This is a genomic window from Enterobacter sp. K16B (assembly GCF_020216105.1).
GTDB lineage: Bacteria > Pseudomonadota > Gammaproteobacteria > Enterobacterales > Enterobacteriaceae > Enterobacter > Enterobacter sichuanensis.
In genome coordinates this window covers 1-14014 of record NZ_JAIWJZ010000049.1, presented here as the reverse complement: position 1 = coordinate 14014, position 14014 = coordinate 1, and the positions used below count along the sequence as shown (strand labels likewise).

Annotated in this window: 13 protein-coding genes and 1 tRNA gene; 5 read left to right on the top strand and 9 right to left on the bottom strand. The window is 56.9% G+C overall.

The window, feature by feature from the left end:
- The 5 genes from LDK53_RS11260 to rraB all read right to left on the bottom strand — a co-directional run.
- Window positions 1–1504: DEAD/DEAH box helicase family protein (locus LDK53_RS11260; protein WP_225287232.1), on the bottom strand; the 1504-nt coding region annotated here is incomplete at its 3' end.
- A gap of 395 nt (window positions 1505–1899) precedes the next feature.
- Window positions 1900–1984, bottom strand: a tRNA-Leu gene (locus tag LDK53_RS11255).
- Window positions 1985–2089: 105 nt separating this feature from the next.
- Window positions 2090–2821, bottom strand: a complete 732-nt coding sequence (locus LDK53_RS11250) for a topoisomerase II (protein ID WP_095449576.1) — start codon at window positions 2819–2821, stop codon at window positions 2090–2092.
- 30 nt (window positions 2822–2851) lie between these two features.
- Window positions 2852–3610, bottom strand: coding sequence for a tRNA isopentenyl-2-thiomethyl-A-37 hydroxylase MiaE (gene miaE, locus LDK53_RS11245; protein WP_025759885.1), 759 nt, complete (start codon window positions 3608–3610; stop codon window positions 2852–2854).
- 46 nt (window positions 3611–3656) lie between these two features.
- On the bottom strand, window positions 3657–4082 hold the full coding sequence (gene rraB / locus LDK53_RS11240) for a ribonuclease E inhibitor RraB (protein ID WP_025759886.1): 426 nt from the start codon (window positions 4080–4082) through the stop codon (window positions 3657–3659).
- Between the two features lie 99 nt (window positions 4083–4181).
- Here rraB and argL point away from each other — a divergent pair, with 99 nt between their 5' ends.
- The 5 genes from argL to xynR all read left to right on the top strand — a co-directional run bounded on the left by argL (window position 4182) and on the right by xynR (window position 7257).
- Window positions 4182–4277, top strand: a complete 96-nt coding sequence (gene argL, locus LDK53_RS11235) for a putative translational regulatory protein ArgL (protein ID WP_213014347.1) — start codon at window positions 4182–4184, stop codon at window positions 4275–4277.
- On the top strand, window positions 4247–5251 hold the full coding sequence (argF, locus tag LDK53_RS11230) for an ornithine carbamoyltransferase (RefSeq protein WP_225287231.1): 1005 nt from the start codon (window positions 4247–4249) through the stop codon (window positions 5249–5251). The genes argL and argF overlap by 31 nt, the downstream gene beginning before the upstream one ends.
- Window positions 5252–5511: 260 nt before the next feature.
- Window positions 5512–5874, top strand: coding sequence for a hypothetical protein (locus tag LDK53_RS11225; RefSeq protein ID WP_047742969.1), 363 nt, complete (start codon window positions 5512–5514; stop codon window positions 5872–5874).
- Window position 5875: 1 nt separating this feature from the next.
- On the top strand, window positions 5876–6310 hold the full coding sequence (locus LDK53_RS11220) for a DUF3828 domain-containing protein (protein ID WP_199129155.1): 435 nt from the start codon (window positions 5876–5878) through the stop codon (window positions 6308–6310).
- Between the two features lie 188 nt (window positions 6311–6498).
- Window positions 6499–7257, top strand: a complete 759-nt coding sequence (gene xynR / locus LDK53_RS11215; RefSeq protein WP_225287230.1) for a DNA-binding transcriptional repressor XynR — start codon at window positions 6499–6501, stop codon at window positions 7255–7257.
- Window positions 7258–7261: 4 nt separating this feature from the next.
- Here xynR and LDK53_RS11210 read toward each other — a convergent pair whose 3' ends face one another.
- The 4 genes from LDK53_RS11210 to yagE form a co-directional block, all read right to left on the bottom strand.
- On the bottom strand, window positions 7262–8872 hold the full coding sequence (locus tag LDK53_RS11210; protein WP_225287229.1) for a glycoside hydrolase family 43 protein: 1611 nt from the start codon (window positions 8870–8872) through the stop codon (window positions 7262–7264).
- An 11-nt stretch (window positions 8873–8883) separates the two neighbouring features.
- Entirely contained in the window at window positions 8884–10266 is a 1383-nt protein-coding gene (locus LDK53_RS11205) for an MFS transporter (RefSeq protein ID WP_025759891.1), read from the bottom strand.
- Window positions 10267–10492: 226 nt separating this feature from the next.
- On the bottom strand, window positions 10493–12460 hold the full coding sequence (yagF, locus tag LDK53_RS11200) for a xylonate dehydratase YagF (protein ID WP_225287228.1): 1968 nt from the start codon (window positions 12458–12460) through the stop codon (window positions 10493–10495).
- 14 nt (window positions 12461–12474) lie between these two features.
- A complete protein-coding gene (yagE, locus tag LDK53_RS11195; RefSeq protein WP_126800561.1) occupies window positions 12475–13383 on the bottom strand; it encodes a 2-keto-3-deoxygluconate aldolase in 909 nt (302 codons plus the stop codon).
- Window positions 13384–14014 lie beyond the last annotated feature (631 nt).

Sequence of the window (14014 nt, the reverse complement as noted above, 5' to 3'; positions counted from 1 at the left end):
CAACCAGGAACAAGACGCGTTTGAAACGCTGCGACTGGATCAGGCGGAACATTAAAGCAATGGCGGTACGGGTTTTACCGGTACCGGTCGCCATTGCCAGCAGGATGTGTTGCTGACCGTTTACGATAGCCTGTTCCACCGCGCGGACGGCATCTTCCTGGTAATAGCGCAGGCCCAGCTCGCTCATTCCGGGGTTTTCGGCAAACCACTGATTTTGTCTCTGCGGGTCGCTGCCCAGCATTGCCAGCAGCTCTTCCGGGCGATGCCATTCCGGCAGCGCTTTCGACATATTGGTGGTGTGGCGGACGTCGCGATACCAGATACCGCTTTTGGTCTTCATCGCCGCGCGGTATTCGCGCCCGTTGGTGGAGTAGCAGAAGGGGATTTTAAAGCGCTGTGTTCCGCTGGAATCTTGCCAGCTGATTTCGTAAACCGGTAGGGCTTCGTGTATATCGTCGGGGGTAAATAGCTTCAAAAGCGTATCGCGCAAAAACGCATTATCGAAATATTTACTGTATCGATAAGCCTCATTCAGCTTGCCGGGAACATCAATATTTTTACGTTTTGCTTCGACAACGGCGATGGGCTTGAGGCCAACGAACAGAACATAATCCGCAAATCCTTGCTTACCCGTTTCATCTATACCCGTAGGCCATTCGGCAATCGCTTTATTGATACCCGGTTCCGGGCGAGCACCTTTGGCAAAGCGCAGCATTTTACTATCCGCCTGCCAACCCGCTTTACGTAACTGAGCGTCAATCAGGAAGCGACTCTCCTCTTCACTGAGATTCAGTGTACGCTTGACGGCCTGGTCGGTGATTTCTTTATGGTAGGCTTTTCTTTCCTGTTCCGTGAGCTTAGCAAGCTTCGCATTTTTCTCAGCTAACTGCGCTTCCAGAGCTGAGAAACGAGCCAATGTCTGTGCTTCAGTTTCCTGCTGCTTACCTTCAAGAATGGCAATATAGCCGTTCAGAGCAATCAGTTTCTGCTGCTGTGCTTCGAGTTCAGCCTGACTGAGTGCTTTCTCACGTGACTGCTCTTCTAGCTTTTGTTTTAACGTCAGTACTTCCTGACGGTAAAGATTTTCTCCACGCTCCGGTAAAACAAAAACAGGCACAGGGAAGTCATAATCTTTCGTAACCAAACGGTAGTACCAGACCCCCAGCCGAAAGCCCAGCCTTAAGCACATCTGAGCATCATCAAGATCGTTATGGTATTCGTGGACAGCCTGGTTACCAATACGACGTAATTTATGGAACACGGAAAGAATGCTGTCGTCAACGAAGGCAATTTTGCCAAGCTCACGCAGGAGTTCGTGCTGATTTTCACAGGGAGGAATATCCAGCAGCAGGCCAAGATGTTTTGCCGTCGCTTCGCCAAACATACGCATTTTTACCAGCGCCGTATTGGGATCATCCGGGTAGTTATTTTCCGCCGCGCAAGCGATGGCATAGGTGAAATCGTTCACGCCCTTCAGGAACTCAAAATTGGATTTATTCATCATTGTTATGCTGGCCTGCACATACATTTTAGGAACATAATTTTTACTTTAACTATCTGAAGCTTCCGGAGCAATGACCAAAGTCACAGCAAGTTAATCAACGATGGAAAGAGTTTGGGGTTCGTTACAGCAGAAGCGAGATGTTTAAACCATGCGGGACAGCATACATTCCTTTTCCAGGGTAAAGCGGAAAGCATCCAGATTAAGAAAATTATTCATTTAAAATCACCGAAATGCTGATGCATAAATATAAAATTATTGAACTAAAATATATTCGTTTCTATACACACAATAAATTTGATGTTGGTTGAATCAGATTGTCTTCTGCTGGAAGAAAAAATTTGCGTGGATTCAGATACAAAAAAAGCCGCCCTAAAGCGACTTTAATTCACATCTTATGGTGCCGAAGGCCGGACTCGAACCGGCACGTATTTCTACGGTTGATTTTGAATCAACTGCGTCTACCGATTTCGCCACTTCGGCACTGAAGGGGATGCGGAAACGTTGTGGATTATACCTGTCGCGCGCCGCCATGCAAGCGACGACGCGCTAAACCCGCGCTAAGTGCCCAAAAAACCAGCGCTACCGTCAGTCCAGCTCAGACACCGCCAGCCGAATCACCCTCGCCGCCTTCTGCTCCGGCAGCGCCAGCACCTTGGCCCACATCTCCTGCACCATATCGCAGGAGAGCTTCTCTTTGCCCACCGCCTTCTCGGGTATTTGCAGCAGCTGGATGTCCTCGCCGTACTTATCGGCAAGTTGCTTCATAATCGGTCGCACATCCTCGACGGCCGCCTCGCGTTCGGCGGGGGTCACGGTGTGGCTGTTTTTGCCGTAGGCCGCGCGCATCATGTCGGCGTCGGCCTGCATGCGCCGGGCCATCATCTCTTTATCCAGCACCCGCATCGGGTTAACGCCCCCCTTCACCGCCGGGTAGAGGAAGCGGAAACAGGCGTCGTCGCTCACCTTCTGGATGGCGGCAGTCTGCTCCATATTGGCCTTCATATAATCCACCACGTTGGCGTCCGGGGCATGCTGCAGGCGCGACATCTGCAGGGTCAAAATCTGCGGCTGGATGACGTCGATGATGTGCTGTTCAGACTCGCCCGCTTTCTGCATGGTGAGGATCTGCTCGCGGATGCGCTTCTGGAACGCGGGTTCCTGCTCTTTTATCACCTGCCAGGCGGGCATGGTGTTGAGGGTGGTATCAAGCTGCTGCTCAGGGGTGCGCTGCATACGCTGTTTGTCGAAGTACACCCAGAACGCCACGGCGGCGGCCGCGATGACGACAATCACAATACGGGTCCACGTTTTATTCATCTCGCATCCTTATCCTTTCGCTATGCCGGTTTACACCGGCACGCCGCTGTGGAAGCGAAACTCGTTGTCCGGTGTCGAGATAAGTGTGGCTTCAATTTCGCCAAAAAGCTTTATCCGCGGTGAGATATCGTCGTCGCTCACCTGCTGAGCCAGCGTCAGGTAGTCCTGATAATGGCGCGCTTCCGAGCGCAGCAGCGAGAGATAAAACTTCTGCAGGTCGTCGTCGAGGAACGGGGCCAGCGCGGCGAAGCGTTCGCAGGAGCGGGCTTCGATGTAGGCGCCGCAGATAAGCTTGTCGATCAGCGTCAGCGGTTCGTGAGTGCGCACTTCCTTCAGCATCCCTTTGGCGTAGCGGCTGGCGGTGATTTTGACGTATGGGATGTCGCGGGCCACCATCGCCTCGCGCACCTGCCAGAAGTGGTGCAGCTCCTCTTTAATCAGCAGCACCATGCTGTCGATGAGCGCCTGGCCCCACGGGTCGTCGGTTTTGGGCATCACGCTTTTGCCAATCTGCCTGTGCAGGGCGATGAAGTCCGGCTCCGGGCCATCGCGGAAGGTGAACTGTTCGTAGGGCTTGAGCCAGTCGAGCAACGCGTCGGCACCGCTTTCGTCGGCGACGTATTTACGCACCAGCAGCAGCGCGGTCTGGGCGGCCTTGAGCTCGCACACCATGTGGTCGGTGAGCAGCAGCGGCAGGTTCGCCGGGTCGCGGGCTTTATCAATCCATGCTTGCGGGGTCGGGCACTGGAGGAAGTTGAGTACGGGGGCGAGTATCTGCGGGTAATCCATGGTTCTGCCTTGAAAAAGCGGTGGCGCGGGCCACCGCCTGAAACGCTTAGTGACGCACGCCGTCGTCGTCTTCGTCGATGTAATCTTCGTCGTCGCCTTCTTCGCCGTCTTCACCGTTCGGATCTTCGAAGTAGGTTCCCCAGCCGTCGTATTCCACGTCAAACTTCTCGGCCAGGTTCATCAGCTGTTCGACCTGCGCGTCGATCAGCTCCGCCTTCAGCGCGCCTTCGCTCAGGATGTCGCAGCAGATGACGGTGTCGCCCTCTTCCACTTCCAGCTCTTCCGGCTCGGTCACTTCGTAACCCAGCTTGAAGGCTTCTACCGCCATTTTTTCCAGCGCGTCGAAATCATCCGCAGAGAAATGGTGCTCGATGGTGTACAGCGCGTCCGGATCGCTACCGTCTTCCAGCAGTTCTTCAATAATCAGACGCGTCTCTTCGCGTTGCTCTTCCAGGTGTTCCGGGTTTGCCATGGCTCAATCCTCTTTAAAGTGCGGCAGATACTTCTATTTTCACACACGGACGGGTTTGCCTCCACCTTTGTTGGAAAGATTTGTGAAACGGGGTTGCAAATGAATAATTACACATATAAAGTGAATTTTAATTCAATAAGTGGCGTTCGCCATGTGAGGATAAAATGTCTGATCTGTACAAGAAACACTTTCTGAAATTGCTCGACTTTACCCCTGCACAGTTCACTTCTCTGCTGACCCTTGCCGCACAGCTCAAAGCCGACAAAAAAAATGGCAAGGAAGTACAAAAGCTTACCGGTAAAAACATCGCGCTCATCTTCGAAAAAGACTCAACCCGTACACGATGCTCTTTCGAAGTTGCCGCATTTGACCAGGGCGCGCGCGTTACCTATTTAGGGCCGAGCGGCAGCCAGATTGGGCATAAAGAGTCAATTAAGGACACCGCGCGCGTGCTCGGGCGGATGTACGATGGCATTCAGTATCGCGGCCACGGCCAGGAAGTGGTCGAAACGCTGGCGCAGTACGCGGGCGTGCCGGTGTGGAACGGGCTGACCAACGAGTTCCACCCGACGCAGCTGCTGGCGGACCTGCTGACCATGCAGGAGCACCTGCCGGGCAAGGCGTTTAACGAGATGACGCTGGTCTACGCAGGCGACGCGCGCAACAACATGGGCAACTCGATGCTGGAAGCGGCAGCGCTGACCGGGCTGGATCTGCGCCTGGTGGCCCCGAAAGCCTGCTGGCCGGAAGAGAGCCTGGTGGCGGAGTGCAGCGCACTGGCGGAGAAGCACGGCGGGAAGATCACCCTGACGGAAGACGTGGCGACGGGCGTGAAGGGCGCGGACTTTATCTATACCGACGTGTGGGTGTCGATGGGCGAAGCCAAAGAGAAGTGGGCGGAGCGGATCGCGCTGCTGCGCGGGTATCAGGTGAACGCGCAGATGATGGCGCTAACCGGCAACCCGGACGTGAAGTTCCTGCACTGTCTGCCGGCGTTCCATGACGACCAGACCACGCTCGGCAAGCAGATGGCGAAGGAGTTCGACCTGCACGGCGGGATGGAAGTGACGGACGAGGTGTTCGAGTCGGCGGCGAGCATTGTGTTCGACCAGGCGGAAAACCGGATGCATACGATTAAAGCGGTGATGGTGGCGACGCTTGGGGAATAATCCTCTCTCCCATTTTGAGATGGTGATTATCTGCTGAATAATTCCTCAGCAGATAATCATTTCCCGTTTACTGGTATAAAAATTTTATTTCGCTGACGCACTCTCAGATATACACCAATCATAATATGCATGTATGTTTTTATTAACCATTATTTACTGAGTAGATAATGGTTAATATCAGGTCATTATCAATTACAAATCACCGTATATTACCGGCGTAATATTTCCTTATTGCTGCATTTCTTTAATAAGGATCATTTATGTCATGGAATAAACATGAAGCTGTGTCATATGCTCGTAGCCACGCACTAACCCATACTGGACACTATTGCGCCCGCGCAATCGCCGCCGCCATTCGAGCCGGAGGGCTTAAAATCGAAGGGGCAAACGCTAAGGATTTTTGGCGTTCACTTGAAAAAGCAGGGTTCACAAAAGTTTATGGTACCCCTATAGAGGGGGATATCGCGGTGATTGATGCCTTGCCCGGCCCGAATCAGTACGGGCATGTCTGCATTTACGATGGCGCTGGAACCTGGTATTCAGATTTTAAACAGAGAACACTGTACCCGGGGCCAACCTATCGCCAACTCCAGCCAGCCGTAACCTTATACAGGCATTATTAGAATGAATAAACTCATCTTTCTTGTGTTATTCAGCACAGCCGCATTGGGGGCCGAAGATTTTCAGATACCGATGCAGCGCGCCCTTGAATTCAATCGCTGGTACATCAAACAAGTGAACAACGATCGTTATCCTATTCAACAGGGAAATGAAATCGATAAGTTCGTTACGACCAGTACGATGAAAAAATTACGTCATGCAGACGATCCCCGGTATGCCGACGCTGAATTTTACGAGGCGGATTTTTTTATTAAATCGCAGTATATCGGCGAGGACTGGGCTGAGAATGTGGCTATTGATTCGTATGATTCAGACCCGGTCTGTGTAAACGTGAATATCACGTTTGGCAAAAAGACTCAGCACACAGTTATTGATTGCATGGTTAAAGAAGATGGACTCTGGAAAATCCAGTCTGTCGCCGCTCGGGATAATAATTGACGCTCCCCGCTAACAATAATGTAGCCGCCTTTCTTGCCGGGTGGCGCTGCGCTTACCCGGCCTACACGACCCGTAGGCCCGTGCAAGCGTAGCGCCGCCGGGCGGATCAGGCCAGCTCCATTTCATTGATTTTTCCCCCCGAAAAAGGTACGTTTTCGCCTTAATTCCAGCGTGGACATGCCAGCATTATGCCGATTATTCAGTCTGTTGAACGTGCATTGCAGATCCTCGACCTGTTCAACGAGCAGGCTACCGAGCTTAAGATCACCGACATCAGCAAACTGATGGGGCTGAACAAGAGTACCCTCCACTCGCTGCTGAAAACCCTGCAGCTTCACGGCTATATCGATCAGAACCCGGAGAACGGTAAGTATCGCCTCGGCATGAAGCTGGTCGAGCGCGGCCATTTTGTCGTGGGCTCCATCGATATTCGTCAGAAGGCGAAAGGCTGGCTGACGGAGTTGTCCCAGCGGACCGGGCAGACCACCCATCTGGGGATCCTGGACGGGCGTGAAGGGGTCTATATCGAGAAGATTGAAGGCAAGCTGGCTGCCATCGCCTATTCGCGCATCGGCCGCCGTCTGCCGGTTCACGCCACCGCCATCGGCAAGGTGCTGATTGCCTGGCTGGGCGAGGCCGAGCTTAACGCCCTGCTGGAGGGCTATCAGTACACCACCTTTACTCCCGCCACTCTCTCCTCTCGCGAAGCCTTAATGAGCGCCCTGGCGCAGACCCGCGAGCAGGGTTACGCCCTGGATAGCGAAGAGAACGAGCAGGGCGTGCGCTGCGTGGCGGTGCCGGTGTGGAACCACGAGTCCCGCGTGATTGCTGCCCTGAGCCTGTCGACGCTGACCTCCCGCGTGGACGATGCCGGGCTGGCGAGTTTCCGCGAGCAGCTTCAGCAGGCCGGGCTCCAGCTCTCACGCGCGCTGGGCTACCCGGCCTGAGCCTTTAGGCCGGCTCGTAGGTGAAGTAGTCGAAGTCCGCGTGACAGCCGTCGCCGCTGATATCCTCGCAGTGCAGCCCCACAAACGCGCCGGTGAAGAAGCCGCGCCCGCCGATGTAGTCGTCCGACAGCTTCCACGCCTCATAGGTGACCGGCACGGTATGCCACGTCTCGCCGTCGAACGAGTAGCTGTAGCGGTAGACCAGCTTATCCACGTCCACCCGCAGCCAGACGCTCTCCGCATGCTCCGGCACCGGAATGGGCTGCTCGTGCAGCGGCCACGACGGCACGTTGTGGTCGAGCTGAATCACCTTAATGGTTCTTCCCTGCCCCTCCTCGTAGTCCACAAAGCAGTAGCTCCAGTTTTTGCTGTTGTAGTAGCAGGTCAGCCCCGCGCTCTGCTGGAAGTGGACCGGCGAGAACTGCATCCGCGTCTCGGCCCGGAAGGTAAAGTGCTGCCAGCGACGCGCCACGGTTGACTGGGCGAAGGTCGAGTTGAGCGAGTCGTTGCCGTAGAGCCGTAAGAAGCCCGGGCGCGCGGTGAGCGAGCCGAGGGTGTCGTCGAACGGAATGCGCAGGGTCTGCAACTCCGGGTCAAGCGAACTGGCGTCGAAATCCTCCCGCCAGCTGCCCTGAACGGCGACAGGCTGCTCGGCTACCTGCGGGCCTTTCACGGTCAGCTGCGCGTGCTTGCCGCCTTCCACGTACGGCCAGCCGTCGCGCCATTCAATGCGGGCGATACCGGTCTCGCGCCCCAGCGGGCAGTAGCCACGCCCGCCGGAGGCCAGCAGCGGCACGCCGGGCAGGCGCAGCGGGCGGCTGGTGAGGAAGGCCATGAACCACTCCCCCGTGTGGGTCTGCAGCAGCGAGCCGTGGCCGCTCTTCTGCAGCGGGTTCTCCGGCAGGTGCCAGCTGGTCATCATCGTCACGTCCGGGTGCAACTCGTACGGCCCGTCGATGTTTTTGGAACGCAGCACCACGACGGCGTGCTCGTAGCTGGTGCCGCCTTCTGCGACCATCAGGTAGTACCATCCCGCGTGGCGATACAGGTGCGCGCCCTCGGTGTAACAGAGCGGCGTGCCGGTAAACAGCGTTTTGCGCTCGGGCGAGAGCGTGCCGGTCTGCGGATCGAATTCCTGCAGCACGATGGTGTTGTGCGGGTTGCTGTGGTGGCGCGGCCCCCACGGGCGGTAGAGGTAGTACTTGCGGCCATCGTCGTCGTGGAACAGGGACGGGTCAAACCCGCCGTTGCCCATCGGGATCGGCTCGCTCCACGGCCCCTCGATGGACGGCGCGGTGACGAGGAAGTTACGGCCGTTTTTCCACGGCGAGTCGACAATCTTCACGTCGGTATAGAGCAGCCAGAATTTGCCGTCGGCGTAGCTCAGGCACGGCGCCCAGATGCCGCCGGAGTCCGGGTTGCCCTTCATGTCCAGCATCGACACGCGGTCCAGCGGGGTGCTGACCAGCGACCAGTTTTTCAGGTCGCGGGAGTGATAGATGCGCACGCCCGGGAACCACTCGAAGGTCGAGGTGGCGATGTAGTAGTCCTCGCCCTGGCGGCACAGGGACGGGTCCGGGTTGAAGCCGGTCAGAATGGGGTTAGTGATTTGCATAGTGCCTCCGGTTAATGGGATGCGGCTGTCGCGGCGTCGGGAACGGCCTCGCCCTGCGCCGCGCGGTGCTTGATCAGCTGCTGGCTGATGGCCTCCACGCGGGCATCGGTGAGCTTGTAGAACGACAGCATGATGAACATGCCCGCGTAGAGCACCACCGGCACCACGCAGAACAGAATTTTGATGGTGGTGAGCACCTCGACCGGCTGCACGCTGCTACTGGCGGAGTAGTTGACGTACGCCAGGATCCAGCCCACCACCGCCCCGCCAATCGCCAGGCCAATCTTCAGGCTGAACAGGTAGGTGGAGAACACCAGCCCGTCGAGGCGGCGCCCGCTACGGCTCTCCTCGTAATCCACCACGTCAGAGGCCATCAGCCACTGCAGCGGCGTGGTGGTGTTAAAGACGAACAGGAACAGAATGTTGAGGGCGAAAATCAGCGCGATATGCTCGGCCGGGGTGATGAAAATCAGCAGGCTGATCAGCGAGTAAGCGACGATGATCCACTTAAAGGCGGTGACGCGGTCGAAGCGGCCCAGCAGGCGGGAGGAGCAGAGCGAGCCGAACATGGTGGCGAGGCTGCCGTAGAGTAAAAACTGGGTCGCCATCTCCGGGTGATCCATCACGTATTTCACGAAGTAGAGCGTCGCCCCGCCGCGCACCACGTTGGAGCAGGTCGCCATCATCTTGAACGCGCACATGATGCGCCACTGGCCGTTGCCGAGCAGCAGTTTGAGATCTTTCGCCACCGACGAGCCCGGCTGCACCTCAAAGGTGTAGCGCTCTTTGGTGGTGAAGAAGCAGACGTAGAGCAGCACCACGCCGGTCAGGCCCAGCACGCACATGGCGCCGAAATAGCCCACCTGCTCGTCCCCTTTGCCGATGATACTCACCAGCGGCAGCGCGATACCGCTGATGGCGAGCGAGCCCGCCGCCGCGAGGAAAAAGCGCCAGGACTGCAGGGCATGGCGCTCTTTCGGGTCGGCGGTAATGACGCCCGGCATGGCGCAGTACGGCACGTTAACGAAGGTGTAGACCAGGGTCAGGAGAATATAGGTCACGCAGGCATAGATGATTTTGCCCTGCGCGGAAAAGTCCGGCGTGTAGAAGGTCAGTACGCAGACGATGCCAAACGGGATGGCGCCCCACAGCAGGAACGGGCGGAACTGACCGTGCCGCGTGCGGGTGCGGTCCACCAGCAGCCCCATTAGCGGGTCTGTAACGGCATCCAGCACACGGGAGATTAAAAACAGCGTGCCCATAATCCCCGCCGACAGGCCGAAGACGTCAGTGTAGAAATAGGCCAGCAGGAACATGGTGGCCTGCCAGACGAAGCCGCAGGCGGTATCACCGAGCCCGTAGCCAATTTTGTCTTTCATGGTTAATTGCGTCATCAGAATTACACCCTTATGTAGTGTGCTGAATTACAACATCGTGTTAATGGAGTGTAATGAGCTGTTCAATTAACCAGCAATGGTCATATCTTATTTCTGAATTACGTTATTTTGCTTTTGTGACGCCAGCGATATATCGCAACCTATTGTTTAAATTGACAAAAAACAGAAAAGCAAAAGCCGTCCACGGACTATATTCCGTAGACGACAATCGCGTGAAAAATAATTAAATACCGAGCGCTTTTTTACCGGCGTTAATTACCTCGATAATTTTATCAGTGTCATAAATACAGCCTTTCCAGGTGCCGCCGCTGACCGACTGCAGTGCCGCCCACAGCCGGGTATCGTCCGGCAAAAAGTCGTGAGCGTGCAGATCCGGGTGCGTCTGCCGCAGCGCCAGCTCGCGGGCCCCCTCCTGCGGCGTCAGCGGGTGGTCCGCGGTGCCGATAAAGTTGACGCTGCCCGTCAGGGTCAGGCGGTCGACCGCAATCTCGATGATGTCGTTGTCGCGCAGCTTGCCAATCGGCCCGCCCGCCAGCGCCTCCGGCGACACGTGGCCGAAGCAGGCGCCTGTCGATACCCCCGAGAAGCGCGCATCGGTGATTAACGACACCGTTTTGCCCCACGAGATATGCTTCAGCGCGGAGGTAAGCTGGTAGGTCTCTTCCATGCCGGTGCCGGACGGGCCGCCGCCGATCACCACCATGATATCGCCCTGCTTAATCTCTTCCCGCTTGATGGCCTTAATCGCCTGCGCTTCCGAGACAAACACCCGCGCCCTGCCGGTGTGGCGGTAAACGCCATCGTAACCCACCACAGACGGGTCGATCGCCGTGGCCTTGATCACCGATCCTTCCGGCGCGATGTTGCCCGTCGGGAAGCAGACCGTCGAGGTCAGCCCTTTCGCTTTTGCCTTCTCCGGCGGCAGGATCACGTCATCCGGATCCACGCCGTCCTGCTCCCGCTGGCACTGGCGGAAGCGCTTACGTCGCTCGGACGCCTGCCACCAGTCGAGGTTCTCGCCCACCGTCTGGCCGGTCACGGTCATGGCGTCCAGGTGCAGCAGCCCGAGATCGCGCAGGTGGAGCATCACCTCCGGCACGCCGCCGGCGAGGAACGCCCGTACGGTCGGATGGTAGTCCGGGCCGTTGGGCAGCACGCTCACCAGGCGCGGCACCTTACGGTTGATGCGCGTCCAGTGTTCAACATCCGGAATAGTGCAGCCCGCCGCGTGGGCGATGGCCGGAATGTGCAGCAGTAAATTGGTCGAGCCGCCGAACGCCGCGTGGATCACCATCGCGTTTTCGATGGCTTTATCGGTGAGGATATCGCGCGTGGTGATGCCGCGGTTATCCAGCTCGCTCACCGCCCGCGCCGACTGGCGGGCGATCTCCAGCCACACTGCCTGTCCGGACGGTGCCAGCGCGGAGTGCGGCAGCGCCAGACCCAGCGCTTCCGCGACCACCTGCGAGGTGCCCGCCGTGCCGAGGAACTGGCAGCCGCCACCCGGCGACGCGCAGGCGCGACAGCCCAGCTCGGCGGCCTCCTGCAACGAGAGTTCATGGTTGGCGAAGCGCGCGCCGATGGTCTGCACCTTGCCCGCGTCTTCCCCCACGGTCGGCGGCAGCGTCGCCCCGCCCGGCACCAGAATGGTCGGCAGGTCGTGCATCGAGGCCAGGGCGATCATGGTGGCGGGCAGCCCTTTGTCGCAGGTTGCGACGCCAATCACCGCCCGGCGCGTCGGCAGGGAGCGGATCAGGCGGCGAAAGACGATCGCCGCGTCGTTGCGGTACGGCAGGGAGTCGAACATGCCGTGCGTGCCCTGCGAGCGTCCGTCGCACGGATCGCTGACGAAGGCCGCAAACGGGATCCCGCCGTTGCGGGTGATCTCCTTCGCCGCCGCCTGCATCTGCATACCGATCTCCCAGTGCCCGGTGTGGTAGCCCAGCGCGACCGGGCGTCCGTCTCCGGCGCGGATGCCGCCCTGGGTGCCGATAATCAGCACCTCTTTACCGGTCAGCTTGTTGGCATCCCAGCCCATCCCGGCGTTCTGCGTCATGCCGAACAGGTTGCCGCTGGGGGATTCCATCAGCATCTGCGGGGTCAGCGGCAGCGCCCCCTGCGGCCCCGCCGCATGGGTGATCACCGCATAAAACGCATCATCCTGCGGGGTGAAAATTTTCTCGATGGTCATGGTCATCGTCCTGCTCAGCAGAGCTTGAGCTGTTGCAGCAGGGTTTTCAGCTGCGCCTTACGCGGCTCGTCCAGCGGTGACGCGGGCGGCAGCACGTGCGTGGAAATCGGGCGGCCGCAGAGCACAATCGCCTCTTTAATCACGTTCACAAACGGCGTATCCAGCTGATACATCTGCGGAATTTGCAGTAAGGTCTGATGATACTCAGCCGCCTTCGCCACGTCTTTATCCCGCCAGGCTTTCAGCAGATTTACCGACACCTGCGGAGCAAAGTTGCCGCTCGCCGAGATCGCCCCGTCGCCGCCGAGCAGCAGGGTATTAAAGAGATGATCGTCGTAACCGCATAGCACGGTGAAGTGCGGATGCGCCGCTTTGACGGTGTGGATCATGCTGCGCAGGTGGGCGACAGAGTCGATGGTGTCTTTGATGCCGATAATATTGCTGCGCGAGTCGGCCAGGGTTTTCACCAGCGCCGGGGTCAGATCCTGCCCGGTCAGCGCTGGGAAGTTATAGAGTATTACCGGCAGCGTCACGCTGTCGGCCACCTGTTCGAAGTAGCGAATCAGGTTCGCTTCCGACACTTTCCAGTAGTAGGGGTTGATCACCACGATGCCGTCCGCACCCGCCTGCTGGGCGTGCTGGCTCAACTCAATGGTTTCCCGGGCGTTGGTGCCGCCGGTGCCGATCAGCACCGGCACGCGACGATCGACATGATCAATAGCGAAGCGGGCAATGGTTTTACGCTCTTCGGCGCTGAGCTGGGAGAATTCGCCGCCGCTGCCGAGGAAGAACAGGCCGTCAACGCCTGCGGCGATCAGATCGTCGATCAGCGCGGCGGTGCCCGGCTTATCGAGCTGGCCATCGGCGGTAAATATGGTGGAGACAGGGGGAATGATCCCCGTGAACAACGCGGACTGCGGCATGAGATCTCCTTGCTGAATCATTTTGTTCTACATTATAGAACAGCGTTCATTAATTTAACGATCATACTATGACGCAGAAAAAGCGCAGGTAAATGGGAAGGGTTGAGGGAGTGCGGGAAATTTAAGCTGGATCACATTATGTGAGGGGTAGTGCCCCAGCGCATGTTTATCGGGCGCGGTGTTAACTTGCTGTTAATCCCTCGCAGGCATTTATGCAGTTGTTATGCATAACCTCAGCGCGGCATGATGACACCGCGGCGCTAAGTCGCTGATCGTACTGCCTTCATCATAAAACCCTGGGCAGCTTCACACTTTATCATTTTGATAATTTGCTATTAAATCCCATAATTATTTATTGATTTTTCTTAAGTCAAAAATAGTTAATTGATAATTATGCATAGTCATTCCGCAGGGACAAATAAATCATTTGGAATCAACAATATAACAAAATATGTCAAAGCATTAAATTCTACAAAATAATAACAAACCCAAATAATGCCAACAGATCCTGCTTAGCTATTCACCCGCCAACAATATCAAATTAATCATTATCTGATGCGAATCATGCAAATGAAAACAAATCCTCCGATCGCTAATTTCACGTGAGCAACATCACAATACGGTTTATTTA

What these genes read in the sequence shown, in the direction of transcription:
- LDK53_RS11250 (WP_095449576.1), bottom strand. Translation starts at nt 2,821, where the DNA reads ATGAATAAAACGTGGACCCGTATTGTGATTGTCGTCATCGCGGCCGCC.
- miaE (WP_025759885.1), bottom strand. Translation starts at nt 3,610, where the DNA reads ATGGATTACCCGCAGATACTCGCCCCCGTACTCAACTTCCTCCAGTGC.
- rraB (WP_025759886.1), bottom strand. Translation starts at nt 4,082, where the DNA reads ATGGCAAACCCGGAACACCTGGAAGAGCAACGCGAAGAGACGCGTCTG.
- argL (WP_213014347.1), top strand. Translation starts at nt 4,182, where the DNA reads ATGAATAATTACACATATAAAGTGAATTTTAATTCAATAAGTGGCGTT.
- argF (WP_225287231.1), top strand. Translation starts at nt 4,247, where the DNA reads ATGTCTGATCTGTACAAGAAACACTTTCTGAAATTGCTCGACTTTACC.
- LDK53_RS11225 (WP_047742969.1), top strand. Translation starts at nt 5,512, where the DNA reads ATGTCATGGAATAAACATGAAGCTGTGTCATATGCTCGTAGCCACGCA.
- LDK53_RS11220 (WP_199129155.1), top strand. Translation starts at nt 5,876, where the DNA reads ATGAATAAACTCATCTTTCTTGTGTTATTCAGCACAGCCGCATTGGGG.
- xynR (WP_225287230.1), top strand. Translation starts at nt 6,499, where the DNA reads ATGCCGATTATTCAGTCTGTTGAACGTGCATTGCAGATCCTCGACCTG.
- LDK53_RS11210 (WP_225287229.1), bottom strand. Translation starts at nt 8,872, where the DNA reads ATGCAAATCACTAACCCCATTCTGACCGGCTTCAACCCGGACCCGTCC.
- LDK53_RS11205 (WP_025759891.1), bottom strand. Translation starts at nt 10,266, where the DNA reads ATGACGCAATTAACCATGAAAGACAAAATTGGCTACGGGCTCGGTGAT.
- yagF (WP_225287228.1), bottom strand. Translation starts at nt 12,460, where the DNA reads ATGACCATCGAGAAAATTTTCACCCCGCAGGATGATGCGTTTTATGCG.
- yagE (WP_126800561.1), bottom strand. Translation starts at nt 13,383, where the DNA reads ATGCCGCAGTCCGCGTTGTTCACGGGGATCATTCCCCCTGTCTCCACC.